26 protein-coding genes are annotated in these 25,542 nt (G+C 64.0%); 15 read left to right on the top strand and 11 right to left on the bottom strand.

The genetic code is table 11. The annotated features are described in order from the left end of the window. The first annotated feature begins 233 nt into the window (after window positions 1-233). The 7 genes from M1E07_RS15585 to M1E07_RS15615 all read left to right on the top strand — a co-directional run bounded on the left by M1E07_RS15585 (window position 234) and on the right by M1E07_RS15615 (window position 5,034). Window positions 234-1,037, top strand: coding sequence for a GAF and ANTAR domain-containing protein (locus tag M1E07_RS15585; RefSeq protein WP_461187537.1), 804 nt, complete (start codon window positions 234-236; stop codon window positions 1,035-1,037). Between the two features lie 30 nt (window positions 1,038-1,067). Further along, entirely contained in the window at window positions 1,068-1,481 is a 414-nt protein-coding gene (locus M1E07_RS15590; RefSeq protein ID WP_461187538.1) for an Hpt domain-containing protein, read from the top strand. Window positions 1,482-1,708: 227 nt separating this feature from the next. After that, window positions 1,709-2,887 (top strand): glutamate--cysteine ligase, encoded by a 1,179-nt coding sequence (locus tag M1E07_RS15595; protein WP_461187539.1) that lies wholly within the window; start codon window positions 1,709-1,711, stop codon window positions 2,885-2,887. A gap of 99 nt (window positions 2,888-2,986) precedes the next feature. Next, a complete protein-coding gene (locus tag M1E07_RS15600) occupies window positions 2,987-3,718 on the top strand; it encodes a GAF and ANTAR domain-containing protein (protein ID WP_461187540.1) in 732 nt (243 codons plus the stop codon). A gap of 3 nt (window positions 3,719-3,721) precedes the next feature. Beyond that, window positions 3,722-4,018: a hypothetical protein gene (locus M1E07_RS15605; protein ID WP_461187541.1), complete on the top strand. Its 297-nt coding sequence runs from the start codon at window positions 3,722-3,724 to the stop codon at window positions 4,016-4,018. A 48-nt stretch (window positions 4,019-4,066) separates the two neighbouring features. Further along, window positions 4,067-4,813 carry a GAF and ANTAR domain-containing protein gene (locus tag M1E07_RS15610; RefSeq protein ID WP_461187542.1) on the top strand — a complete coding sequence of 249 codons (747 nt, stop codon included), beginning with the start codon at window positions 4,067-4,069 and terminating at the stop codon, window positions 4,811-4,813. Between the two features lie 53 nt (window positions 4,814-4,866). Continuing rightward, complete coding sequence (locus tag M1E07_RS15615) at window positions 4,867-5,034, top strand: hypothetical protein (protein WP_461187543.1); 168 nt, start codon at window positions 4,867-4,869, stop codon at window positions 5,032-5,034. Between the two features lie 22 nt (window positions 5,035-5,056). Here the strand turns inward: M1E07_RS15615 and M1E07_RS15620 are convergent, their stop codons facing one another. Continuing rightward, window positions 5,057-5,797, bottom strand: coding sequence for a hypothetical protein (locus M1E07_RS15620; RefSeq protein WP_461187544.1), 741 nt, complete (start codon window positions 5,795-5,797; stop codon window positions 5,057-5,059). A gap of 373 nt (window positions 5,798-6,170) precedes the next feature. Beyond that, entirely contained in the window at window positions 6,171-9,389 is a 3,219-nt protein-coding gene (locus M1E07_RS15625) for a chitobiase/beta-hexosaminidase C-terminal domain-containing protein (protein WP_461187545.1), read from the bottom strand. A 517-nt stretch (window positions 9,390-9,906) separates the two neighbouring features. Between M1E07_RS15625 and M1E07_RS15630 the strand changes: the two genes are divergently transcribed. Next, window positions 9,907-12,060, top strand: a complete 2,154-nt coding sequence (locus M1E07_RS15630; protein ID WP_461187546.1) for an FG-GAP-like repeat-containing protein — start codon at window positions 9,907-9,909, stop codon at window positions 12,058-12,060. Between the two features lie 88 nt (window positions 12,061-12,148). On the opposite strand, the gene M1E07_RS15635 is transcribed toward M1E07_RS15630, so the two are convergent. Beyond that, on the bottom strand, window positions 12,149-12,868 hold the full coding sequence (locus tag M1E07_RS15635) for a GAF domain-containing protein (RefSeq protein WP_461187547.1): 720 nt from the start codon (window positions 12,866-12,868) through the stop codon (window positions 12,149-12,151). Between the two features lie 186 nt (window positions 12,869-13,054). Between M1E07_RS15635 and M1E07_RS15640 the strand changes: the two genes are divergently transcribed. Together M1E07_RS15640 and M1E07_RS15645 are read left to right on the top strand one after the other, a co-directional pair. Further along, window positions 13,055-13,804, top strand: coding sequence for an SDR family oxidoreductase (locus tag M1E07_RS15640; RefSeq protein ID WP_461187548.1), 750 nt, complete (start codon window positions 13,055-13,057; stop codon window positions 13,802-13,804). A 116-nt stretch (window positions 13,805-13,920) separates the two neighbouring features. Then, entirely contained in the window at window positions 13,921-14,733 is an 813-nt protein-coding gene (locus M1E07_RS15645; RefSeq protein WP_461187549.1) for a GAF and ANTAR domain-containing protein, read from the top strand. An 87-nt stretch (window positions 14,734-14,820) separates the two neighbouring features. Here M1E07_RS15645 and M1E07_RS15650 read toward each other — a convergent pair whose 3' ends face one another. Next, the gene (locus tag M1E07_RS15650) at window positions 14,821-15,324 is read right to left on the bottom strand and encodes an Hpt domain-containing protein (protein WP_461187550.1); all 504 of its coding nucleotides are present in this window, start codon (window positions 15,322-15,324) and stop codon (window positions 14,821-14,823) included. Between the two features lie 200 nt (window positions 15,325-15,524). Here M1E07_RS15650 and M1E07_RS15655 point away from each other — a divergent pair, with 200 nt between their 5' ends. From M1E07_RS15655 to M1E07_RS15670, 4 genes are all read left to right on the top strand, one after another. Beyond that, on the top strand, window positions 15,525-15,776 hold the full coding sequence (locus tag M1E07_RS15655; protein ID WP_461187551.1) for a hypothetical protein: 252 nt from the start codon (window positions 15,525-15,527) through the stop codon (window positions 15,774-15,776). A gap of 265 nt (window positions 15,777-16,041) precedes the next feature. Further along, window positions 16,042-16,191 (top strand): hypothetical protein, encoded by a 150-nt coding sequence (locus M1E07_RS15660; protein ID WP_461187552.1) that lies wholly within the window; start codon window positions 16,042-16,044, stop codon window positions 16,189-16,191. 318 nt (window positions 16,192-16,509) lie between these two features. Continuing rightward, on the top strand, window positions 16,510-17,103 hold the full coding sequence (locus M1E07_RS15665; RefSeq protein WP_461187553.1) for an ArsR/SmtB family transcription factor: 594 nt from the start codon (window positions 16,510-16,512) through the stop codon (window positions 17,101-17,103). Window positions 17,104-17,473: 370 nt separating this feature from the next. Next, window positions 17,474-17,710 carry a hypothetical protein gene (locus M1E07_RS15670; RefSeq protein WP_461187554.1) on the top strand — a complete coding sequence of 79 codons (237 nt, stop codon included), beginning with the start codon at window positions 17,474-17,476 and terminating at the stop codon, window positions 17,708-17,710. A 72-nt stretch (window positions 17,711-17,782) separates the two neighbouring features. Here the strand turns inward: M1E07_RS15670 and M1E07_RS15675 are convergent, their stop codons facing one another. From M1E07_RS15675 to pdhA, 7 genes are all read right to left on the bottom strand, one after another. After that, on the bottom strand, window positions 17,783-18,595 hold the full coding sequence (locus M1E07_RS15675; protein WP_461187555.1) for an SGNH/GDSL hydrolase family protein: 813 nt from the start codon (window positions 18,593-18,595) through the stop codon (window positions 17,783-17,785). Between the two features lie 94 nt (window positions 18,596-18,689). Beyond that, the gene (locus M1E07_RS15680) at window positions 18,690-18,827 is read right to left on the bottom strand and encodes a hypothetical protein (protein ID WP_461187556.1); all 138 of its coding nucleotides are present in this window, start codon (window positions 18,825-18,827) and stop codon (window positions 18,690-18,692) included. Window positions 18,828-18,987: 160 nt separating this feature from the next. Beyond that, window positions 18,988-20,013: a DUF808 domain-containing protein gene (locus tag M1E07_RS15685; protein WP_461187557.1), complete on the bottom strand. Its 1,026-nt coding sequence runs from the start codon at window positions 20,011-20,013 to the stop codon at window positions 18,988-18,990. 97 nt (window positions 20,014-20,110) lie between these two features. Beyond that, entirely contained in the window at window positions 20,111-20,926 is an 816-nt protein-coding gene (locus M1E07_RS15690) for an MBL fold metallo-hydrolase (protein ID WP_461187558.1), read from the bottom strand. 155 nt (window positions 20,927-21,081) lie between these two features. Further along, window positions 21,082-22,563 carry a dihydrolipoamide acetyltransferase family protein gene (locus M1E07_RS15695; protein ID WP_461187559.1) on the bottom strand — a complete coding sequence of 494 codons (1,482 nt, stop codon included), beginning with the start codon at window positions 22,561-22,563 and terminating at the stop codon, window positions 21,082-21,084. A gap of 2 nt (window positions 22,564-22,565) precedes the next feature. Next, on the bottom strand, window positions 22,566-23,678 hold the full coding sequence (locus tag M1E07_RS15700) for an alpha-ketoacid dehydrogenase subunit beta (protein WP_461187560.1): 1,113 nt from the start codon (window positions 23,676-23,678) through the stop codon (window positions 22,566-22,568). Beyond that, on the bottom strand, window positions 23,675-24,913 hold the full coding sequence (gene pdhA, locus M1E07_RS15705; protein ID WP_461187561.1) for a pyruvate dehydrogenase (acetyl-transferring) E1 component subunit alpha: 1,239 nt from the start codon (window positions 24,911-24,913) through the stop codon (window positions 23,675-23,677). Before pdhA ends, M1E07_RS15700 begins: the two co-directional genes overlap by 4 nt. Before the next feature lie 161 nt (window positions 24,914-25,074). On the opposite strand from pdhA, the gene M1E07_RS15710 reads away from it, so the two are divergent. Continuing rightward, window positions 25,075-25,539, top strand: coding sequence for an Lrp/AsnC family transcriptional regulator (locus M1E07_RS15710; RefSeq protein ID WP_461190415.1), 465 nt, complete (start codon window positions 25,075-25,077; stop codon window positions 25,537-25,539). Window positions 25,540-25,542 lie beyond the last annotated feature (3 nt).

A 25,542-nucleotide genomic window follows, 5' to 3' on the forward strand; every position in this document is an offset into this window, starting at 1 on the left:
TGGGGGGAACAGCAGAGGTCTTAATGCTTGGCGGTGTCGAGAAGCCGGCACCGCCAAGCAGGCCACTGCAGATGAAATGCTCGTCGCCGTACAACCAATTGGCGGCAGTAGGTTGCAGTTGAAAAGCGAGTACTCACTACTCGTGTACTACCTACCCCCGCCCCGTAACGTCCTGAATAGCGTCGCGCAGAAGACTTTCTTCAAACGTTTTGACGGTTCAGGGGGACGGATTTATGGGGACAAATCTTGGGGTGCGGAAGCTGCACCAGCAGACCGGGACCGATGACGGAGGCGGCGGGACAGCGTGGTTCCGCAAACAGTCATCGGTCCCTACTACCTCCGGGCCCCTCTTGGATTTCCGGGCCGAAAATGACCAGGATTCCCTTGACCTGTTCGTCCTTGCCGGTGCGGCTGCGCTGTCCGATACCGGTAGCCAGTTGGACTGTGTCGTGTTACTTCCGCAGCCCCGGCAGGCCTTCCTGGCGTCTGGCACCAGTGACCGCGCCGCCAGCCTTGCCCGTTGGGATCAGGAGAACGGGGACGGTCCGGTATCCGAGGCCCTCGGCGGGGAATTGGCGGTCATCATTAACAGCTACTCCAGAAACCCCCGCTGGCCCGCCTACTGGCAACACATGGCTGAGGCCGGCTACCGTTCCCTGGCATCGGCGCCTGTTCCCCTGGAACCCGGGAATTTCGCCGCCTTGACCCTCCTGGCGGACAGGGACGACGTCTTTACTACCGCGGCTATTGAGCGTCTCACTACATTCAGCAAGGTGGCAGCCAGCAGTTACATGATGGCCAGGGACCTGAGGGCCGCCCAGGCAACGGCCGATCAACTACGCAACGCGATGCAGGGCAGAACCTCCATTGACGTCGCGTGCGGAGTCATCATGGGGCAAAACCGGTGCTCCTACCAGGAGGCTTTCAACATCCTCGCCAGGGCCTCAAGTAACAGAAACGTCAAGGCCCGGGTGGTGGCCGAAACCATCCTGAGCGATCTGCCGGGCGGAACCCCTTCGACCCATTTCAGGGCGTAAGGCTGTGGACCTTTTGGCGGCAGGACAGCCGTGATTCAGTACGACGACCACACTTTGCCCCTGCTGGACAGTTCAGTGCTGGACAGGCTGCACCTGGAACTGGACTGCGACGAAGGAGTCTGGAAAGTCTTCATTCAGGACTTCATCGCGCATCTGCCTTCCAGGATAGAAAGACTCAGGCTGGCTCTGACCACCGGTGATGCCGTCACCGCAAAAGACGCTGTACTGAGCCTGAAAACCTCAAGCCAGATGGTGGGCGCGGAACGGCTGGCGGGCCTTGCCCTTGATCTGGAGTGGGCGCTGCGGTTTGACTCCAGTGAGGACGATCCCTCCGTTGTCCTGCCCCGGATTGCAGCAATTCATCTGTTGGGGATCAGGCAATGCGCGCAACAGACCAGCTACCTCTTGAATAGGCACCTGCTCAAAGCTCCTGGCCGGGTTTAGTTGCCGGGCGGCGGGACCATGAAGACTTTCGCTTCTTCCTGAGTTGCGGCACTCAGCCCATTCCCGTGCTCTTCCCGCCGCCTGCATAAGTAGGTAGCCTTGGGGGTATCAGCAGCCTGCTGACTCTTAGGCGGGCTGGTGAGGGGCTCCTGCAGGAGGGCTGAAAGGTTCACGGCCGTCCGGACGATGTGTCACCGGTCCGGGTTGCCTTCCTCATTGGAAATCCCATGAAACCTCTTCAGAATCAGCCGGGCCTTCCTCCCCCCGGCCTTCAACGGACTTTCGGCGTTGAAGAGGAATTTTTGCTCGTGGATCCCGGCACAGGGTTGCCGCTGCCCGTAGCGGAGCAGGCCCTGCGGCGCGGTACGACAAGTCCCGGCACCGGCCCGGCCCTGGCCCTGGAGGTCAAGCAGGAGCAGCTCGAGGTGGTTGGCCCGGTCTGTTCCACCCTGCAGCAGATGGCAGAGGGAATTCGGCAGGGCCGGGCCATGGCCGATACAGCCGCCCGGGCAGTGGGTGCAAGAGCGGTGGCGCTGGCTGCCAGTCCCCTGGCGTGCACCCCCACCCTGGTACCCCAGCAGCGTTACCTGAAGATGGCCGCCCGGTTCCACCTGACCTTCAGGGAGCAGTTGACCTGCGGCTTCCACGTGCACGTCCGCGTCGATTCAGGGGAGGAAGGGGTGGCGGTCCTGGACCGTATTCGCCGCTGGTTGCCTGTGCTCCTGGCGCTGAGCACGAACTCCCCGTTCTGGCAGGGAACCAACAGCGGTTATGCAAGTTTCCGTTACCAGGCGTGGAGCAGGTGGCCGACGGCGGGACCTTGCGAAACATTCGGTTCCCTGCGCGAGTACCGGCGTCACGTTGAAGGACTGCTGGCTTCCGGCGTGCTCCTGGACGAGGGCATGGTGTACTTCGACGCGCGGCTGTCGCGCAGCCACCCGACCGTCGAGGTGCGTATCGCCGATGTCTGCATGGAGGCGGCACACGCCGCGGTCATCGCAGCCATTGTGCGGGCACTGGTGGAGCGCTCGGCCCAGGAGTGGCGGGCAGGCGTCCCGGCGCCCCGGGTGTCCGCCGCGCAACTGCGCCTGGCGAGCTGGATGGCCAGTGAGGCCGGTGTGGAAGGTAATCTTCAGCACCCCCTCCTGTACGTTCCGTGCCCTGCTACCGAAGCTGTGCAGGCCCTCCTGAAGCACATCCGGCCGGCCCTGGTCAGCAGCGGGGACGAGGAACATGTGAGGTTGGGACTCGCCAATATCCTCGCCTTCGGCACCGGTTCCCACAGGCAACGTGAAGCAATGGTCAGCACCCAGAGCCTCACCGCAGTGGTGATGGACGCCGTCGAACGCACCCATGGAACAGCCGCTGACCTGCACCCCCGCACCCGGCACCTCCACGCCACGTGAGCCCCGGATATGAGTGGAATGTGGAGGGTATGTGTGCTGAGATGAGGAGAGGAAAGCAGTTGGTTCACCAAGGGCCAAAACGCGGGGAATGGAGCGGTCATGGACACTGAATTGCCGCTGGCTGACGAGCTGGCCGCTGTCTATGCGCGCTTTTCCAACGTGCTCCTGACCGAGGAGACCGTCTCCAACGCCCTGAAGCTCATCACCGAGGCTGCGGTCCTGGCAGTCGGTGACGCCGCGGGTGCGGGGGTTTCCCTGTTGGATACCAACGGCCGCCGCAGCAGCACAGCTTCCACGAGCCCGATTGTGGCGCAGGCTGACACGCTCCAGTACGAGCTTGGGCAGGGCCCCTGCCTCAGTGCATGGGCCTCCGGACATCCGGTGGATATCGCGGACGTGCACACAGACCTCCGCTGGCCGGAATGGGGCATGGCAGCAGGCGAGCTGGGGTTGAAGTCCTGTGTCAGTGTTCCGCTCCTTTCCGGGGACTTGGCTTTCGGAGCCATCAAAATTTACTGGGCAAACCCCAAGGCGGCGTCGCACAAACTGATCCGGCTGCTGGAATTGTTCGCAGCCCAGGCCTCGATCTTCCTGGTCAATGTCCAAGCCCGGGAGCGGGGCAAAATGTTGAGCGAGCAACTCAAGTCGACACTTACCCAGCGCGACATCATCAGCACCGCCAAGGGCATTGTCATGGCCAGCCGGGGCATCGGAAACCACGACGCGATGCTGCACCTGATGACCAGGGCTTTGAACGAGAACCGGACATTGCAGGAAGTGGCAGAAGAGACTATCGGGTCCACGCCGGGACCCGATCTTGACCGGGGGTGAACTATGGCCGTCCCTGGGGACGAGGACGAGCAGCGGCAAGGTTTCCGGCTAGCATTCGAGGCTGCACCACTAACTCTTGAGCAGATCTGGATCAAGTACTTCGGAATTGGAGGAAAGGCCGGGCTGACCGAGGTCCAGGCGTACATTTATGGCGCCCTGAGCCTTCCCCCGCTTGAGCGCGATATCCTGGCGCACGCGCTGAACGAAACCCTTAATAGCCTCGGTGTTGATGGGCTCCGTGCAAGCTACAGCCAGGCAATTCAACCGAAGGCGGACGAGGGCGAGCGGGGCATGAACTAACCCCCTGCCCGCAAAACCCCCTGTTGTTCCCACAACCTTGCTCCTAGCATGGGAGTTGTGGACACAGACAGGCAGTACGAGGACTTCCAGCTACTCCACCAGCTCATTGTGGAGAGCGAGGACATCAAAAGCTTCCTGGACGGTATGACCAGGCATGCGGCTTCTTCCCTGAGCCGGACCACCGGCGCACCCATTGCCTGTGCCGCCACGCTCCGCAGGCACAAAAGGACCCTCACGATCGCCGGCAGCAGTGAGAAAGCCGTGGCCCTGGACCACATCGAACAGGACCTGGGTCACGGACCGTGCCTGGAAGCCCTCCACACCTTCACAACCATGCTGCTGGCCGATACCAGCACCGACCGGCGCTGGCCCCAATACTCCGTGAGCCTCGCCGCGGCCGGCTACAGAAGTGTCCTCGGAGTGCCCGTCGAGTTAAACGACACTGCAGCAGCGGCATTGAACTTCTTCGCCCCCGCCACCGGGCTGTTCACGGCCGAGGCCGTTGATGAGGCTGTCCTATTCACCCAGACGGCAGGGCAGTCCCTGAGGCTGGCCCTGCGCATCGTCACCGCGGAACTGCTCGCAGAGGACCTCAAGGCGGCAATGGGAAGCAGAACTGCCATCGACCTCGCCTGCGGCATGATCATGACGCAAAACCGCTGTACGCAGGAGCAGGCGTACCAGTTCCTCCTCCGGGCATCTAACAACCGGAACATGAAAGTCCACGCAGTCGCTAACGAGATCATCTTGCGGCTATCGGGCGCCAAGCAAATGGCCACCCATTTCGAGGACTAGCCAATCTCTGCGGTGTCCTGAGTCCTAAGCGGTGCGGTTGAAGGGTGTAACTGATGAAAGCGCCAGTCGTGGCGATTGTCGCCGTCGCCGTGGTCCTCCTCATTGTGGGCTTGGCCGTGAAAACGCTCGGATTCCTCCTGGGAGTGGCCCCGGTGCTGTTGATCGTGGCTGTCGTCCTTCTGCTCTTGAGCCGGTTCAGGGGACGCCGCATCCCCCGCTGAGAGGGATATTTTCGGATTGTAGTTACCAGGACGCCGGGACGAAGCCGGTGACCAGTGTGCCGAGGCGGGCAGCTGCTGCCAGCTCCAGGCCGGTTTCCGCGAACGTCAGGTTGTCGCCGCTGATGACCAGGACGCGGCCTGCGCCGGCAGCTTGCAACCAATCGGCATCATTGCGGTTCCTTACATCCAGCTGCTGGGAACACATCAGGAGCCCGTCAACGTGCAGCTGGACCGCTCCCCCATCGGCCACGGTGCAGGTGCAGGTGCTCCGGGCAGGGACGGCCCGCTGCAGGATCTCGCTGTAGCGGGCACTAGTAGACATTTGGAATCCCTGGCCCAGCAGGAGCGAAACCAGCGCGGATGTCATCTCCCCGCCCGGTTCCTCAATAACAACGTTAGGTACCAGGGTGTAGGCCAGCACTGGAATGGCCGGCGTCCCAAACGTACTTCCGCCAAGGACCAACCGTGCACCAACGGAGATCACGCCTTCCACCAGTCCAATTGCTTCACGTATTGTCAGCCCTGGTTCCTGGCACTGCAGATGACAGACGACAGGATCGAAAGTCAGCGACGATATGCCGTCCGGACCGGAGCGTTCGGTGATGAACACCATCAGGGACAGGTCCGCTCCGGGGCCCAGAGGCAGCAGGCAGGCTGCGCAGCGGCTGGCCGCGGCCTTCACCGTCTCGATGTAGTGAGCTGTGTCCCGGCCCTTAAAGGCTTCGAGTCGTTCGTCCCAAGCGACATTGCTGGTGATAGGCATTTCCGCAATCCAATCCGTGACGCGCTCCAACGACGCGGCACGGGTGCGTTATTCACGTCTTGGAGCGGGAGACCTGGCAGCCGGGCTTGGAACCGCATCTGGGGTGCGACCGCCAAGCCCGGCACTGACCGGAATGAGCTACGGGGGCCTAACTCCCCAGCCAGATAACTACAGACTGACGCCTCGGCCTTGCGGAAATCCTGTGAAGCTATGCCAAGGGGGTCTCCAAGGAAATCCCTAGCTGCCCTGATGGCACGCACCTTCCGTTTCGGGGCGTGAAGAAGGTTCCACAGGGAAGGCCTCCCACGCCGGCTGGCGTGGGAGGCCTTTCTGTGTGTGTTGGAGCAGGGATCGCTCCGTAGTGGGGAGGGGGTTAGAGGATGCTGGTCATGCTGTTCCAGCCGGCGCCAAGGTAAACCCTGGGCAGCCACTTGCCTGCACCATCACCGGGGTACAGCCACAGCTTGCCCGAACGATCCCGAGCCAGCGCATCGACGTCGCCGTCACCGTTGAAGTCACCCGGACCAACAATGCTGGTCATGACGTTCCAACCGGCGCCAAGGTAAACCCTGGGCAGCCACTTGCCTGCACCATCACCGGGGTACAGCCACAGCTTGCCTGAAGTATCCCGAGCCAGCGCATCCACGTCACCGTCACCGTTGAAGTCACCCGGACCAACAATGCTGGTCATGACGTTCCAACCGGCGCCAAGGTAAACCCTGGGCAGCCACTTGCCTGCACCATCACCGGGGTACAGCCACAGCTTGCCCGAAGTATCCCGAGCCAGCGCATCCACGTCACCGTCACCGTTGAAGTCACCCGGACCAACAATGCTGGTCATGACGTTCCAACCGGCGCCAAGGTAAACCCTGGGCAGCCACTTGCCTGCACCATCGCCGGGGTACAGCCACAGCTTGCCCGAAGTATCCCGAGCCAGCACGTCGGCGTCACCGTCACCGTTGAAGTCACCCGGACCAACAATGCTGGTCATGACGTTCCAACCGGCGCCAAGGTAAACCCTGGGCAGCCACTTGCCTGCACCATCACCGGGGTACAGCCACAGCTTGCCCGAAGTATCCCGGGCCAGCGCATCGGGGTTCCCGTCACCGCTGAAGTCGTGCCTGTCGAGGCCGGCCGTAGCGTTGATGACAAACTCCCACTGTCCAAGCGGGCTGATATTGCCGGCAGCATCGACCGCGATCGCACGAAGCGTTGAGGTCTGGGCGATGGCAATGGGCTCGGTGTACAGCGTGCTGCTCACCGTGGGCTCGGTGCCGTCGGTGGTGAACCGGATGGCTGCGCCCTCGCTCGCGGAGAGGGACGCCGTCGTGGCTGCCGTGAAGGTACCGCCCGGAGTGGTTGTGGTCAGCTCCGGAGCAATCGAGTCCACGGTGTAGACCTCGGTGACGACCGCCGAGGGCACGCCCTCGTTCACCGCGATGAATTTCAGTGTGGTGGTTCCTTCTTCAAGGGCGATCTCGCCGGTGTAGGGGATTCCGTCCTCCACGGTGGGTTCTGAACCGTCTGTGGTGAAGAAGATCTGCGCACCTTCGGGCGTGGCGCTCAGCGTGACGGTTTGGGCTTCGTTGAACGTACCGCCCGCAGTGTTTACAGCGACCGTCGGGGCTTCCGGAGGTGTGGCACCGACCGTGCGGCCCTGAACCACGAAGTCCGTGGTTGTGCCCAGGCTCCTGTTGACCGGTTCACCCAAGGTGTTCTTAACCTGGCGGATCTCGAAGAAGTTGGTGTCGTACGGGCTGCCCGTTACGGCGTGAGGCGTGGAACCGTCCCCGAGGTAACCCTCAGGTGCTCCCTCAGTCCACTTTAGGAACGGCCCGATCTTCTGCTCAAGCAACGGCGTGAACTCGCCGTTGCCGTTCATGCTGCCGAGGTCCTCCGTGTAGCGAAGGCTGCCGGTGTCATCGGCGACCACCTCAAACGACCCGTAGGGATGGATGATCTCGTAGGTCGAGCCGATCTCGAACACATCGTTACCGCGGACACGGATGCGCCCAAAGGCAACCTCGTCTCCGGCGACAACGGCTTCGCCGGCGAAGGCTGCTTCCAGGGCGAGGGTCAATCGCACCTCTTCGCCGTCGACTGGCAGGAAGGCCTCAGCTGCCCACCAGAAGGATTCACCGGGGAAATTGTCGGGGAAGGACAGGTCGCCCTCCGGTAGAGGCAGCTCCTCGATGATTGGACACAGCGGATCCTCGAGGCACAGGTCCAGCTGAACTCCAGTGTTGTCTTCCAGCCAAGAGGGATACCCGTGGCTGTCCGAGACTGGACCGATGGCCTTCAGGTTGTGGATGACGTAACGGAAGTTCCGAATTTCTCCGGCAGTGCCTTCCCCGTTGACCGACATAGCCCGAATGAGAGTGGTGCTGCCCACCGTCATGGGAGTGCCGTCGTATTCCTTTGTTGAACCGGTGGCCCCTTCGCTGTCGTACGTCGGTTCGGAACCATCGAGCGTGTAGTACACAGTTGCCGGTCCCGCGCCCTCCGCGGTGGTTCCTGTGAGAGTTACCTGCTGGGGACCCGCGTAGGAGGAGGCAGTGGCGTCCGGTGTCGCCGCGATCCAGGGGCTCGTCGCATCGAGGTTGTAGGTCTCACTCTTGATTTCCGTGCGCTGAGACGGGTTGGTGAGGCTGACCGCCATGTACCGAAGTTCCGTGGTGCCCGGGGTACCGAGCGACACAGGAGCAACGTCCTTGTCATTGGGTGAAGGCTCCCACACTTCTCCCTTGGTGACGGTGCCGTCCTCGGCGACCACAGGGTCCTGGCCGTCTGTTGTGTAAACAATCTTCGCCTCGTCGGGGAAGGACGCCTGGATGTTGACCGTCAGCGCCTGATTGTAGGTGCCCCCTGGCTTATCCACTCCGGCGCGGACAGTGGCGATCTTGCCCTGCACCGCAAAAAGATTCGTTTCGATCGGTGCTGGGATGCCGGGGCCCTCAAGGCGGAAGAAGTTCGTGTCGAAGGGGCTGCCCGTCACGGTGTGCTCTACGTTGGGGTCACCAATGGATCCGGCATAGGCATCGGGCACGGGCGAATCCCACTGAAGGAACGGCCCCCAGCTGCCGGAAAGTGGTTCATCCCAGATGCAGGGCTGCTGCAGGCAGCCGATGTCCTCCGTGAAGCGCACCCTTCCCTGATCATCCGCAGTGACTTCGTAGACGCCGTACGGCGTGGTCGCCTTGTAGGTCGCGTTTGGAGTCATATCTTCCATCCGGATCCGCATGCGCGCGAAAGCATTCTGTTGTCCCTGGGCAACTTCCCCTGCCCCTCCGAATGCCGCTTCCTGGGCCATGATGAGGCGGGCGTCCTGCCCGTTCGGCAACGTCAGCGATGCTTCGGCCGACCACCAGAAGGACTCATCCGGGAAATTTCCGGGAATCGCCGGCGGCAGGGCTGGGTCATAGCCTGCCCCGACAACGGGGCAGACCTCGACGGCGTCGAGGCACAATTCCAGTCGAAGGCCGTTCTTGTCTCCATACCAGTACGGGTAGCCCGTCTCGGGGTTAACTGGTCCAACGCTTCCCTCCGCCCCCGATACGGCGGCTGGAAGTATTGCGGGTTGAGGCAATGCCACGGCAGGTAGTGGACCGAGTGTGGACAAGAGCACAACCGCCGAGACAGCGATTCCGGTCCCCCTCCTTGTCCTGCTCGCGCGGGGGGTGCCCCCCGCTGTGGTATGTGTATCGTCCAAATTCATGATCGTCTCCCCAGTTTGATCCAGATCTGCCGACGAGCGAGACTGCTGCCGGGCGGAGCAGGACATGAGAACTGCCCTGGGGCCACTGTGCCGAGGAGACCTTGAGAATACCTTGAGCTTCCCAAGGCCCACTGAGGCAGCTGCATGCAGCTGCTGGCCGTGAACAAGCTGCGGTTACGGGAGCCAAATCAAGAGGAGCACAAGACCGGCGCCGGCTGCTGCCCGTGGGTCTACAGCACTTAGCTCACGCCCGGAACCAAGGATGCAGGGATCTTCGATCCGAGATTTAACCAAGGTCGATCCGCCACTGTGACGGTGGCGGGGAAATCCACTTCTCGGCCTGGCCTTGAAGGTACTGGGGGCCATTAACGAAGAGTCCATCTGAGGAGTCACGATGTTTTCCAAATCTGTTGACCGGCCCGAGATGCCAGACGGAGCGCGCCGCGCCCGCCGGACAGACCGCCAGCCAATGACCACAACCGCCCGCCGTCTTGCCGCCGTGGTCTCCGGCGCGCTGCTGGCCGCATCGCTTGCACCGCTTGCTGCCCTTCCGGGCAGCGCTGCCACAGCAGGCATGGGGCCCGTGGATGAGACAAACGGGTTTCCCACCTGGTATTCGGACGGGACCGTCCGGCTGCAGCTCTGCTACGAAGCAGGGAAGGGCTGCCTTTCCGAACCGCCCAACCCGGAGGTGGCCGTTTCCTACCCCGACAACTTCCCTGATGAAGCCTTCTGGTTCGCCGCTGCAGCCGACGTCGGCACCATCGGCTCCTATGAAGCCGCCCTCGAAGCAGCACACGCCAATGAAGCCGTGATCGACGGCGATCAGATGGGCTTCGGCCGGCTGCGGTTCCGGTTTGAGGGGCTGCAGGCCGGCGCCTCCTACACCATCACCCACCCGTACGGGATCCACACCTTCGTGGCCGACAACCTCGGGGGGATCAACGAGACCGTCGACGAGGGCTGCGAGCCAACCGCTACGACTCCCTGCGACTGGGCAGCAGTCGGTGCCGCCTTCCTGGGCGACTATGCGACCGGTTCCACCGCCACCTTCCTCACGCAGGTGGGGGCAGAGGCCGGCACCCTCGGATCCATCGACACGGCACGGACTGTCACGGGAGCCCCCTCGGGCAACAATTTTGTCCAGGTGGTCGGACCGAACGCCGGCGGTCCCGGCGTCAACACGGTGACGACGAACCTGTTCACGGTGCAGGGCCTCATCGCCACGGCCACCGAGGCCGGTCCCTCTACACCGGATCTGGCGGCAGCCAGCGACAGCGGCCGCTCCTCCACGGACAACATCACCAAGGTGACCACGCCGACGCTGACCGGCACGTTGCCGGCAGGCACGACGGGACCGGTGGAGGTCTCGGTCAACGGGGGCGCAGCTCAGGCAGCAACGGTGACCGGATCCACGTACTCGGTTACGCTGGCACCGCTGGCTCAGGGCCCCCACACGGTACTTGCCCTTGCTGGCGCCCAGACCTCCGGAACGCTGACCTTCACCGTGGACACCACGGCTCCGGCGGTCTCCGTAACGGCTCCATTTCCGTCCACGCCCAGCGCAAACAACACTCCAACGCTGAACTTCAGCAGCGCTGATCCACAGGCACGGTACGAATGCCGGTTGCTTCCCACCAACGGCGACTGGGACCCCACGTGCTCGTCACCGAAGACCTGGGACGCCCAGGTTAACGGCTTCTTCACCTTCGACGTCCGCGCGACGGACACGGCCGGAAACACGGGTGCTGTCGCCAACCGGAACGTCCGCATCGGTACAGGTGCCGGCGTCACCAGCATCATGCAGGACTTCAACGGTGACGGACGTGCTGATCTCGTGGCACGCGACTCCAGCGGAGTGCTGTGGACCTATCTCGGCAACGGCGCAGGCAGCTTCCCCAACCGGATCAGGGTTGGCGCCGGCTGGAACGTCATGAACTCCATCAGCGCAACCGGCGACCTCACCGGTGACGGACGTGCTGACATTGTGGCCCGCGACTCCAGCGGAGTTCTCTGGACCTACCGCGGCAACGGCTCCGGCACCTTCCCAACCAGGGTTCGCGTGGGGGCAGGCTGGAACACCATGAAGACCATCAGCGCAGCCAATGATGTCACGGGTGACGGACGGAATGATCTGCTCGCCACCGACTCCCAGGGAGTCCTGTGGAGCTACGCTGGCAGCAACACCGGCACCTTCCCGTCGCGCATCAACGCGGGTCCAGGTTGGGGCGCCATGGCGGTCAGCGCCGCCGGTGACCTCAACCGGGACGGCAAGGCCGACCTGGTGGCACGGGACGCCAGCGGAGTTCTGTGGTCCTACATGGGCAACGACGCCGGCGCCTTCCCCACACGGGTCAGGGCAGGCGCAGGCTGGAACACCATGAATGCCATCAGCGGCGCTGCAGACCTCAACAGCGACGGACGTGACGACCTCATTGCCCGCGACAGCAGCGGTGTTCTCTGGTCCTACCTGGGCGACGGTGCCGGCACCTTCCCCAACCGGGTCCGGGCCGGCGGCGGCTGGAACGTCATGAACGCCCTCAGCTAAAACAAACTGCCTCAATCCTGACCAACACAATTACCGCCCGCGTACACCCAGTACGCGGGCGGTACTTGTGTCACCCGACAGGACGCCGTCAAATCCGTGCATCGATGTGGCTCTGCACTATGGCGGCGAGCGTCCGCAGTACCTTCTGCTCGGAGGGCGGGAAGGCCCGGGGTTTCTGGTCAATGATGCACAGGGTTCCGATGTTCCAGCCGTGCGGTCCGTGCAACGGGTAGCCGGCGTAGAAGCGGATGTGGGGTTCCCCGACGACGAGTGGGTTGGACGCGAATCGCTCATCGGTGAACGTGTCGTTGATGATCAGCATCGTGTTCAGTTCCACTGTTGCCGCGCAGAGCGCGATCTGGCGGGGAGTCTCCTCGCGGAGCGGCCCGAAGACGGACTTGAAGTACTGGGCGTCTTCGGCGATAAGTGACAAGGACGCAGCACCCACATCAAAGTATTTGCGGGTGGCAGCCACAATCCGGTCAAACGTTTCCTCCGCACCGCCTTGAAGAAGGTCCGTCTCGCGGAGTGATTCGAGGCGTTCCGCCTCTGCCTGCTCAGGAGTGAGCAGGAAGCTCCCCGCGGCTCCCAGGGCTGAGAACGCATGCCCGCGGGCCTTCGACTTACGGGCCCTCTTGTTGGCACCGTGGCCGCGTTCAAGCATGGGCCAGGCCAGGGCACCATGAAGGTAGGCGTCCAGTTCGAACTCCGACCACCGGGACCGTCCGCGATTGGCTGGCAAAAGCTTCCGCGGATCCAAACCGATGGTGGCAGCGAGCTCACGCCGCCGCTCCACCTCTTCATCCATGCCGTCCACCTCCAACCGGGCCGCATGTCACGGGACCGGGCCATCCGCAGCTGCACAACATATTGCTAAGCCTACTTAGCACTTTGCCCCACGGCTAGCCCGCCACAAAAAAGCAGGGTACGGCCCTGCCGAAACTGACATTAGGCCTGGCCCACTTTGTCCTGAACTGCTCGTAGGATTTCTTGTATGAGGATTGCCGTTGCAGGGGGAACCGGTACGGTCGGGCGCCACGTCGTTGACGTAGCGAAAGAACGCGGGCACAACGTCGTCAGCCTGAGCCGTGCGGAGGGCGTGGACCTGGTGAACGGCCGCGGCCTGAACCAGGCGCTCCAGGGCGCGGATACGGTCATCGACGTTTCCGGCATCGAGACCATGTCCACCAAAAAGGCAGTGGACTTCTACACCAACGCCACGCAGAACCTGCTGGCGGCGGAGAAGTTAACCGGCGTGCGGCACCACGTTGCGCTTTCCATCGTGGGCATCGACAAAGCCACCTCCGGACTGTACGCGGGGAAGCTGGTGCAGGAGGACGAAGTCAGGCACGGCGGCATTCCCTGGTCGCTCCTGCGGTGCACGCAGTTCCACGAGTTCGTGCCGTTGACGGTGAAAGTCGCCTCGGTGGGCCCGCTGGTTTTTGTCCCGAAGATGTTTACCCAGCCGGTGGCAGCCCGGGAGGTGGCCGAGGCCCTGGTGAACGCCGCAGAGGCCGGGCCCAAGGGGCGCCTCCCCGATCTCGGCGGCCCCCGCGGTGAGCAGCTCGCGGACCTGGTACGCGCCTACCTGAAGAAGACAGGCCGGCGGAAACGGATCGTGCCGCTGCATGTTCCCGGCCCCATGGGCAAGGCCATGCGAAAGGGCAAACTGATTCCCAAGGCGGGTGCCGCCGTCGGCCGCCAGACGTTCCAGCAGTGGCTGGAAACGCAGCCCAACAAGTAGCCCGCAGCCCGGGAATTTCGAGTACCCGCTACTCGTGCGCTCCCCTGCGGGCCGCCCTAGATTTGAAGTGCAGTCCGCGGATAACGCTGCGCGGGCGGTTCGAACGGGACGTGACGGTGACGATACATGTGGCGGGCAGCACCGGCAGGGTGCTGAAGGCCGACGGCGGGAGGCTGGCGAGTGCGGGCTCCGCCGGCTCGGAGCCGTGGCCGGAGCCGTCCGGGTTCCTGCTGGACCTGGTCACGGACGCAGCGGCCGACGTCGATTCCCTGCGAAGGCTGGCCGAAACCGCTGCGGCGGCCGTCACCGGGTCCGTTGGGGTCCAGATCGACTGCGCCGCCACGCTCACCTCGCCGCAGGGCCTTCCGGTCTTGGCGGCCAACAACGGCCGGGCTGCTGGGCTCGCGGCCTTGGAAAAGGATCTCAACGACGGCCCCCTGGCCCAGGCCAGGGAGGCAGGCATTCCCGTAATTGTGGAGGCCGACGGCGGCCCGCCCCTGCGGTGGCAGGCTTACCGGTGCCGTTTTCTTGACGCCGGCTATGGCGAGGTACTGGCTGTTCCGGTCCGGTTGGACGCCGGAATGTCCTGTGCCTTGGGCTTCTTCGCCCCGCGGGGGGTCCGGTTCGCACCCGAAACGGTCTGCCATGCAATGTGGTTCGCAGGCGTGGCAGCGAAGGGCCTGGGGCTGGCCCTCGAAGTCAGGAGCATCCGGGCGGCCGGGGACAACCTGAAGGCCGTTTTGGAGAGCCGCACCTCTATTGACGTGGCCTGCGGGGTGATCATGGGCCGGAACCGCTGTTCCTATCCGGACGCCTTCCACATGATTGCAGGTGCCTCCAGCCGCCGCGGCATGCCGGTACGCGAGGTTGCCGAGGCAATCCTGAAGAACCTCCCGAGTGGCTCGCCAAGGACCCGCTTCGAAGTTTGAGCCTGCTGAACTGGAAGGAATCCTTTTGATCCAGCCCGCCGCCTTCATGCTCCTGGACTCCGCACCACCGGACTGGCTCGCCCCGGGTCAGTGGGCGGAGCTCGAGCTGGAGTCTATCGCCCGCGGGCGCCTGGCTGCCTCCAGGTGTGTCTGGAGTGCGTAAGACGTTTGTCCTGCCCGTTGCTTGATGCGGCGCAGGTAGTTCACGGCCAGCCGCGGCAAGGCAACAGCTGGATCACCAACCCGGACACCTTCACGCTGGGCCGCCTCAAGATCCATGGCCAAGGCTGCGAGGCGTTCGGCGCCCACCATTTGGCTGGAGGTCTTGAGGCTGAGGACCGCATCCCTGGCGCCATCGGCGTCGCCGGTGGTCAACGCTACCCGCAGCTTTTCGATCCTCAGAGGCAGGGCGGTGATGAAGTTCTGCACAAACACCTGCCACACGTCGTACTCACAGAGGTCCTCGCGCAGCCTGTCCAGGACCCCATGGTCCAGGAGCGGCTTTGGGGAACTTTCGGCGCCGATCCAGGGAGACGGTACGCCGGGCTGGGGGCAACTTACCTTGTGGCGTGGAGCGGGAGTAGTGATCATGCTTGGACAGTACGGAGCGCATATTGGGGGAACCCTGAGGCGGTACCTTGTGGTTTTCTAGCATGGTTCTAGGCTTTTTGTTTTGTCCTGTGGCTCACGACACTGATAAGCTTCAACTTCGCTTGATGTCCCGTGCAGGGCATCGGGCTTGACTGCTGTAGCCCACGGCGGACAACTGCACCTCGTTGAGAAGAGCCGGCATGGCGCAATCACAGTTCGATCAATTCCTCACCGAAGCCACCTATCACGACCCAGAGACCGGCTCCACTCTCAGCCGGGACGCTTTTTATGGGCTGTACACCAGCTGGTGCAGCGTATCTGAAGAGACACCACAGGCAGAGCACGTCTTCTGGGACGCTATGGCAAAGCTCGTAGATCCCAAACACCCACTGCGCATGACAGGCCCGGCGGCAGCAGACTACATCCTGGCCAGCTATCCGGCCGTGGTCTGAACAGATTGAATCCGACAACGAACACGTACGTCCCTTGTGACATCCATCAGCCGCGCGGGAAACGCCCTTGGTGCGCAACCTGCGACACTGACGTCCACCTCGTTGTTGAGTTCCCGGCCGTCAGGGGCAGGCGAAGCGGTACAGTCGCCGTCGCCGTCCGTTGTTCGCAGTGCCGCTTCTCGCGTGTGGTCGACACCACCGCGGAGCATGTCGCAGCCCTGCCCGTACTTTTACATGAACCAAGACAGACCAAAGGAATACCCGGATGACCATCACCAGCAACACAGCCGCTCCCAATGACGGGCATGCCCACCTGGCCAACCTCGAGGCCCTTGACCTCACGCCTGCCGGCCTCGCAGACGCCCCCGCAAACGAGTTGGACCGCGAGAGCATCGTGCATACCGGCAACAGCTGATTTCGGCCGAATTCCGGGCTGACGAGATCAGCCCGGACAAAGGGAAAGCCCCTCCTAGGAGGGGCTTTCTACGTAGTGGTCAATTGTCTTCTGGTATAGGTCAGCGGTGATTCACTCCCCCTTCCCGGACGCCCCCTAGCGCCCATCCGGACTATGACAAGAACAGACTTTAGTAAACCGGCCCGGGCTCGTAAAGGGGGGTTCTGCCAAGAATTTTTTCTTACGACGGCGGGCACCGGCCAGGGTCCCCTGCCCACCTTGCGGAGGATAATGGCGTGCATACCCCTCAAAAAGCGAAGCAGGCGACGGGAGGCCGGCATGAAGAGGAACCAGGCCCTGGCAGGCGAGCCAGTTCAGACTGACGGACCATCGATGGCTGCTGCGGCGGAGCTGTTCAAGGCCTTGGCCCATCCGGTCCGGGCGCAGATCCTGGCGCTGCTCGCCCAAGGCGAGTCCACCATCCCCGCGCTGTGCGAGGGCACGGGGGTGAAGGCAACGCACCTGTCCCGGCACCTCACCCAGATGCGGGGGCAGGACCTGATTCGGTGCCTGCGGTCCGACGGCCGCCTTGTTTATCGGCTTGCACACCCGGAAGCCACGGAACTGCTCACCGCTGCGCGGTCCGTACTTCAAGCCCGGACGGCGGCTGCACTGAGTTCCCTTGGCTCCGGCCCCATGCCGCAGGAGCCGTCATCCACGGCGCTCTGGGACGAGCAGTTCTCGGCCCTGGAGCAATCACTGGTATCGCGTTTGGTGATCGTAGACGCGTGCCAGGCCATTGCTGCACGAACCGGTTGCAGCATGGAGGAAGCAGCCGGATTTCTTATCATGACGGCTCGCACCGGCAACACCACCCTTGTGGAAGCCGCCCGCAAGGAACTTCGCAACGGAGCGGAACAGCACCGCACCTAACGCTGGCGGGGCCCCGGCTTCTGCCCGGCCTGCTGAAGACGTCCGGCGTCTCCTGGCTGTTCGTGAAAATCATAGGTAGTGAAAACCCTTGACCTTGCCCAGCGGCGTGCATCAAACTCGTACTGTCGGATTGACGGAAAGGTCTATTCGTCAAAAATATATCAATTGCTTCTCCCTCTTTTCGAGCGAGAAGACGCCGCACCAGGGGAAAGGGACTTCCCTTGATTGGGGGCTCAGGGTGCGACGGCAGACGCGGAGGGGACAGTGTGGTCCCCTCCGCCCTCCCTTCCCTGCCGGCGACAGGGACTGGGTCAACCAGGCGCCAACCGTCCGCGGGTCCGTGGCGGCATTCATCAGCAGGAATGACAAGGTGGAGGCAACCGAAATGGGAATGGACAAGTTGTGGGACCAGCTTGAGCCGGAAACGCAACAATGGCTCATCGATAATCCCGGGTGCAGGATCCTTCCCCGAGCCGTCGTGGCGGCGATCAACAAAGCCACCGGAGCCGAGCTTGAACAGGATCGGCACGGCGAAACTACCCTTTCCCCCGGTGACTGCGACTTCATCCACAACGCAGCGAATTTGTATCAAGCCCCGCGGTCATAGCCTTCGCAGCCCAGCGGTAGTCCACTTCCGGCGCATACCCAGCTGGCGCATACCTCTTTCTGGCCAGCAGCCTCATTGGGTCAAGCGCGCCCAGGACTCCAGGAACTTCTCAGCCAGGTAAGCGTGGCCCGCGGTGTTGACGTGGGTGCCGTCAAAGTTGAAATCCGGGCTGTTGGTGCTCGTGAACCAGCCGGCCTCGACGGCGTTGATGTAGGGAGCATTGGCGGCTGCGGCACCAGCGCGGACCGCGCTGTTCGCGGCCCGCAGTTCCTCCGTGACGGGCTGCGGTGCGGACGGCCCGAGCACCACCACCTGGACGCCTGGCCAGAACCTGCGGGCCGCCTCGATGGTCTGCGCCGTGGCAGCTTCAACTTCCTCCGGGTTGGGGATCCGCGAATCGTTCTGTCCGCCCTGCAGAATGAGGACGTTGGGCACGAAGGCGGGGTTGGCAGCGGTGTCCTGCAGCCGGACTTCGTACTCTCCACCCAACTCGTCCTGCTCCCCGCCACCCCAGGCGAACCCGGTTCCGGGCACGCCGTCGATGTTGGTGGGGTATCCGAGCTGCCCGGCAACGAGGTTTGCCCACCCCTGGTCCGGCTGATCTGCACCAACACCGGCAGTGTATGAGTCACCAAGAATAAGGAGGACGGGCTCGGCGGGCAGTTCAATTCCCGGCTGTCGGGCGGTGGCAGTAGCCGTGGGTGTGGGTGCCGGTGTTGGAGCCAGGGAAGCAGTCGCCGTGGGCGTTGCGGCCGGCAGGATTACCGTGGGGACGGCGGCATCGCCGGGGCCGCGCGGATTCATCAGGGCTATAGCTGCTACCCCGAAGGCGGCCACTGCCAGCACGAAAAGTGCGGCGTATTTGATCCACTCATGTTTGTTCATGCGGGACCCCCGCCATTTCCGGTCACCGGCTCATCTTACCGGCACCGTATTGCCCAGCCTTCCTGCCAATCCCAGGTGCGCCGGAAGGCTTTAGTCAGAGGGTCAGGGCGAACATACCTATGGCAAGGCCAATCACCAGGACGACGTTGACCACTACATATGGTTGAACGCCCCGTTTGGCTTCTGCGGCCCGTCTGCGGCGCCCGTGCTTGCGCTGAATTACCTCTGTCATGCTTCGAACTTATTCAGCCCCGTGTGGCGGCGCCCGAGTATCAACTACTCGTTTCACTGAGCACCGACTACTCGGGCCTAAGAACGGAGCATGCAAAGTTAGTGCTGAACGTCCTGCGGCGGGTCCCTTAGCATCGGGGTAGATTCATCAGGATGCCGGGCTAAGAGGCGGGATCGTCGTTACGTTTCGTCGGCCGGTAGCCGGCAAGTTCGGCGCGGACGTCGCCTTCCTTGTGGCCGCCCTTGTCCTTGCCGAACGGCAGCGCTTTCAGCAGCGGGTGCACCACAGCCATGACGGCGAGGCCCCAGGCGATTCCGATGACGGCCGAGCACAGGGTGTTCACGAGCCAGGCCAGGAAGCCGCCCACCACCGCAATCCCGGCGAAAGGTGTCTCGAGGGCGTGGACCAGGTCATACGGCGCGTGCCAGCCGAGGTCGTAGGCTCCCTGCAGCATGATGTGTCCACCAACCCACAGCATGGCGACCGTCCCGATGAGGGTGATCGCGGCCAATACGGCGGGCATCCCCTTGACGAGCAGCTCGCCGAAGCGCTTGGAGCCGGCGGAATCCTTGGTGGTCAGGTGCAGGCCGACGTCGTCCATCTTGACGATGAGCGCCACGGCACCGTACACGGCGATGGTGATGACAAACGCCACCACCACCAGGATGATTGCCCGGACCAACAGGGAATCAGCGGCTACCTCGTTCATCGAGATGACCATGATCTCGCAGGACAGGATGAAGTCGGTGGTGATAGCGCCCTTGATGACCTTGGACTCAGCCTCCGGCCCGCGCTCCACCGCCGGCGCATCTTCTTCCGCCGCGTGGTGGCCGCGGAGCTTGTGCCAGACCTTTTCGGCACCCTCGTAGCAGAGGTAGGTGCCGCCCAGCATGAGGATGAACGGGATAACCCACGGGACGAAGGCGCTGACGAGCAGCAGCGCCGGCAGGATGATCAGCAGCTTGTTCCGGAGCGAGCCCCAGAAGATTTTCTTGATCATCGGCAGTTCGCGGGAGGGGTCAGCCCCGGACACGTATTGGGGGGTGACGGCGGCGTCGTCGATGACCACGCCGGCGGCCTTGGCCCCTGCCTTGGCGGCTCCGGCAGCGACGTCGTCCACCGAGGCGGCCGCTATGCGGGCCAGGGCGGCGACGTCGTCCAGCAGTGCGACCAGACCGCCGCTCACAGGTCGCCCCGGAACTGCTCGACGGCGGACGGCTGGGCATCGATGTCTCGGTTATGGCGCGTAATCGGCATATTTGGAGTATATGTCGCACGCACGGCTAGTGCTCCCGGCGGGTTTCCTGGAGCCGCTTGATGAACCACCGCGACTGCTCCGGCCCGTAGGGCAGGACGGGGATGGCTTTGGTGGCATCGTTTGGGGTGTCGCGGATGGAGCCGCGTGCTTGGCGCACCGCCGTGGTCATGGTGTTCGCCATGGTTTTGACGAACTGGTCGCTGCACGGCTTCCCGTGCCCGGGAATCAGGAACTCGTAGCGGTGACGCAGGGCGGAGATGTGCCACAAAGCATCCGCCCACTCCTCCGGGTAGGAGTCTTCGAAGGACGGGTGGGCGCCCTGCTCCACGAGGTCGCCGACAAACAAGGTAGTGGGGGTGCCCACCAGCAGGTCGCCGTCGGTGTGGCCCCGGCCCAGGTAGAAGAGGGTCGCGGTCAGCCCGCCCAGGTCAACCAGCACGGGCTGGTCCTTCACCAGGGCGTTGGGGACCACAAGTTCCACGTTCTGGCCTTCGCCGGCGGACATCTCCGGTTCCAGCGTCCCCACGAAGCGGCGCTGCAGGTCTCCGCGTTCGTCGATTTCGGTGGCGCAGTTCTGGTGCGCCCAGAATTCGGTGACGCCGGCTTCCGCGAACACCGCGTTGCCGAAGAAGTGGTCGTAATGGGCGTGGGTGTTAACGACGACGAGCGGCAGCTGAGTCTTTTCCCGGACCGCGTCCAGGATCTCCTTGCCCTGCCTGGGGCCGCAGCCGGTGTCGATCACCATGGCCCGTTCGGAGCCCACTATCAGTCCGGTGTTCAGCAGCGATCCTTCGGTGACCAGCACATAGTTGTCCGCGCCGACTTCGAGCCATTCTGACATTGTTTCTCCGTACCTCCGGCAAAGCAGTGTTCGTTCGTCTAGCCGTCGATTCTACCCAGCACTTCTTGGAGTTCACCGGAAACACTCGGAGGGAAAGCTTCCCGCGTACGACGGCGGCACGCGCCGCCGTCGTACGGCTCACCTCTGGAGGGCCTTCAGATATCGGCCAGGAGCGTGGTTGGGTTTTCGATCGCATCGGCTACGAAGCGGAGGAACCCGGCGGCGGTGCCGCCGTCGCAGACGCGGTGGTCGAAGGTGAGGGTCAGCTCGGTGACCTTCCGGACGGCCAGCTCGCCGTTCACTACCCACGGCTTGTCGATGATCCGGCCGACGCCGAGGATGGCCACCTCCGGGTGGTTGATGATCGCTGCCGACCCGTCAACACCGAACACGCCATAGTTGTTCAGCGTGAAGGTACCGCTGCCCAGTTCGGTGGGGGTCGCTTTGCCTTGGCGGGCGACGTCGGTCAGCCGACGGATCTCCGCGTCCAGCTCGCGGGCGGTCAGCTTCTCCGCCGCACGGACTGAGGGCACCACGAGGCCGCGGTCGGTCTGCGCGGCGATGCCGAGGTTGATCCCGTCAAACGAGACGATCTCCTGCGAGCCGTCGGACGCAGTTTCAATCCGGGTGTTCAGCTCCGGGTACTTCTTGAGCCCGGCGGTGACAAAGCGGGCAATGAACGCGAGCAGGCCCGGTACCTGCGAGCCGCCCGCCTTGAGTCCCTCGCGGAGTTCGAGGAGCGCAGTGGCATCGACGTCCACCCAGACAGTTGCCTCAGGAATTTCCGAGCGGCTGCGGGCCATGTTCGCCGCAACAACTTTGCGTACTCCCCTAACCGGGGTCCGGGAGGAGATCGCCAGGCCGGTCCGGGCATCGGTCCCCACCCGCTCCGCCTCCGGTGCTTCGACCGGTTTGGATTCGACAGGTTCAACCACCGGTGTGGGACTCGTGATCGCCGCTTCGACGTCGCGGCGCATGATCAGCCCGCCCTCGCCGGAGCCGCGGAGCTCACCGAGGTCGACGCCGTGCTCGCGCGCCATCCGCCGGACCAGCGGGGAGATCACCGCGCCCAGCTTGCCGGGGACCCGGGTGCGCAGGAGGGACAGGTCGTCGAGGGTATCGACAGAGTTGGTTTGTACAGGCTCAACCACCGCGACCGAGCCCTTCCGCGCCCGGGTCCGACGGGCGACGCCGTGTCCGCCCGGAGTTCCGTAACCGATAAGCACGTTGCCGGACCCGGCCTTCTCCTCCTCGCGGTAGGTTTCGGCTGCCGCCGCGGATGATGCCGCCCCGGGAGTGGCATCGGGCCTTCCTGAGCCGGACGGCGTGCTGCTTGCAGCATTGCCGTCCGGCGAAGGGGCGGGGGCGGCATCATCCGCGGCGATCCCGGTTACCAGCGGCGTCACCGAGATCAGCGGCTTCCCCACGTCCAGCGTCTCCCCCGGCTGCCCGTGCAGCTCAGCCACAATGCCCGCATAAGGCGAAGGCACCTCCACGGTGGACTTGGCCGTCTCCACCTCGGCGATGGGCTGGTCCACGCGGATCTCGTCCCCCACGGAAACGTGCCAGGACACCAGCTCGGCTTCGGTGAGGCCCTCGCCCAGGTCCGGGAGCAGGAATACTTTCGTTTCACTCATGGTCAGTTCTCCCACTGAAGGTCGTCGACGGCGTCGAGGATGCGGTCCACGCCGGGCAGGTAATACTTCTCAAGCTTCGGCGCGGGGTACGGGATGTCGAATCCGGTGACGCGGCGGATGGGCGCGGCCAGGTGGTGGAAGCAGCGCTCCTGGACCCGGGCCACGATCTCCGAGGACACGGACGCGAAGCCATGGGCTTCGGCGATCACCACGGCCCGGCCGGTCTTACGCACGGACTCACAAACAGTGGAATCGTCGAACGGGACGATGGTGCGCACGTCGATGACCTCCAGCGAACGCCCCTCCAGCGCTGCCGCCTCGGCGGCGGCGAGCGCCGTGGGGACGGACGGACCGTAGGCGATCAGCGTCGCGTCGGTGCCGGGACGCGCGACGGCGGCACGCCCCTCCGAGGTGCGGCCCGCCGTCGTGCCTTCCACATGCTGGGACCGCAGCGACGAAAGGTCCACCAGGTCCTTGGACCAGTAGAGCTTCTTCGGCTCCATAAACACCACGGGGTCATCCGAGTCGATGGCTTCGCGCAGCATCCGGTACCCGTCCGCCACGGTGGCCGGGGTGAACACCTTCAGGCCGGCGGTGTGCGCGTAGTAGGACTCGGATGAGTCGCAGTGGTGCTCCACTCCCCCGATGCCGCCGCCGTAGGGAACCCGGATCACCATGGGCAGTTTCACGGCGCCCTTGGTGCGGTTGTGCATCTTGGCCACGTGGCTGATGATCTGCTCGAACGCCGGGTAGGCGAACGCGTCGAACTGCATCTCGATCACCGGGCGCATCCCGTTGATCGCCATGCCCACGGCCATGCCCACAATGCCGGACTCGGCCAGCGGGGTGTCGAAGCACCGCTGCTCGCCGAACGTCGCGGTGAGCCCGTCGGTGATGCGGAAAACTCCCCCGAGCGTCCCCACGTCCTCGCCGAACACCAGGACGGAGGAGTCAGCGTGCATCGCATCAGCCAACGCGGTATTCAAGGCCTTGGCCATGGTGACCGGCTGCGGGCCAGCGGCTTCCGCTGAAGCAGCGGCCGAGGCGGCTGCCCGGGCGGTGGCTGCGCTGACGTTGCCGTTGGCCTCGGACGATGTGGTGATGGTGGGGCTCACTTGCCGGCCTCCTGAGCATCGGGGTTCTGGGATGCGGATGCTGCCTCGCGGGCGAGTTCGTCGGCGAGCAGGGCGGACTGTTCCTTCAGCTGCGGCGTGGGCGTGGAGAAGACGTGGCGGAAGAGTTCCTGCGGGTCCACCGGCACGTCCTCGCTGAGTCCCTCACGCAGCTGGGCGGCCACAGCTTCGGCATGCTCGAGGATGCGCGTCTCACCCGCGGAGTCCAGCAGGCCGCGGTCCGTCAGGTAGGTCCGCATCCGGTTCACCGGGTCCTTGGCCCGCCACTCGGCAACTTCGCTGTTCTCGCGATAGCGGGTGTCGTCGTCAGCATTGGTGTGGGCCTGCATGCGGTAGGTGTTGGCTTCGATGAGCAGGGGGCCGGAGCCTTCCCTGGCCAGTTTCACCGCCCGGTCCAGGACGGCGAGGAGCGCCACGACGTCGTTGCCGTCCACGCGTTCGCCGGCCATGCCGTAGCCCACGGCCTTGTGGGCGAGCGACGGCGCCACGGACTGGTGTGCCAGCGGCACCGAGATGGCGTACTTGTTGTTCTGGACGAAGAAGATGACGGGCAGGTGGAAGACGGCGGCGAAGTTCAGGGCTTCGTGGAAGTCACCTTCGCTGGTGGCACCGTCGCCGCACATGGCCAGCACCACGGTGTCCTCGCCACGGAGCTTGGCGGCGTGGGCGACGCCGACGGCGTGCAGCAGCTGCGTGGTCAGCGGGGTGCACTGGATCCCCACTTTGTGCTTGAGGGGATCGAACCCGCCATGCCAGTCGCCGCGGAAGATGGTCATCACCTGCACGGGGTCAACGCCGCGCGTCATCACTGCGACGGCGTCACGGTAAGTCGGGAACATCCAGTCGCCGTCCGAGAGGCACAGCGCGGCCGCCACCTGGCAGGCCTCCTGGCCGTGGCTGGACGGGTACACGGCCATGCGGCCCTGCCGGACGAGCGCCGAGTTCTGGTCATTGACGCGGCGTCCGACTACGAGCTGCTCGTAAGCAGCCAGCAGTTCCGCATCGCCGGGCAAAGGGTACTCGTGGCCGGGTTCGGTGCCCTGCTCGCCTTCGGGCTTGAGCCGGCCGTCCGGGTCCACCATCTCGATCTGGTGCCGGGCCGGCAGCATGTAGTCCTCGGCGGTGATGCCGAACTTCTTCGCTGTTTCCGAGAGGGCGTTCCGGGTGGGCGCCTTGCTGGTTTGGTGCGGTGCGGTGTGGTTCGCGGAGATCGTCATCGGTTCCGTCCTTCTGTTGCCACTATTCCTCCCCAGTATCCGCCTGCAGAAGGTTTCGTATCCAGCACCTCGAGGAATCGTGGAGAAGCTGCTCAGTTCTGCCTAGACTGGAAGACGAATTGCAAGTGTGAGGCAGATTACTGACAGGGCCCGTGGACAAATTGGCAACCAGGGATGCGGCGACGGAACCCGTCCCGCTGGACGACATCGACCGCAGGATCATTTCGGAGCTGACCCGCGACGGCCGCATGTCCGTCACGCAGGTGGCGGAGAACGTCCACATCTCGCGGGCACACGCCTATACGAGGATCGGCAGGCTCACGAGTGAGGGGGTGCTGTCCAGGTTCACCGCACTCGTGGACCCGATCAAGGCGGGCCTCCGTTCCTCCGCCTACGTGACCCTGAAGCTGAAGCAGGACGCGTGGCGCGAACTGCGCGACCAGCTCGCGGTGATCCCGGAGGTGCACCACGTGGCCCTGGTGGGCGGCGACTTCGACGTGATCCTGCTGGTCCGGGCCGTGGACAACATCGACCTGCGGCGGGTCATCTTCGACCAGCTCCAGTCCATGCCGGGCGTGCTCGATACCCAGACGTTTCTGGTGTTCGAGGATCTGGATACGCGGTAAATT

The organism is Arthrobacter sp. Z4-13, assembly GCF_054792705.1.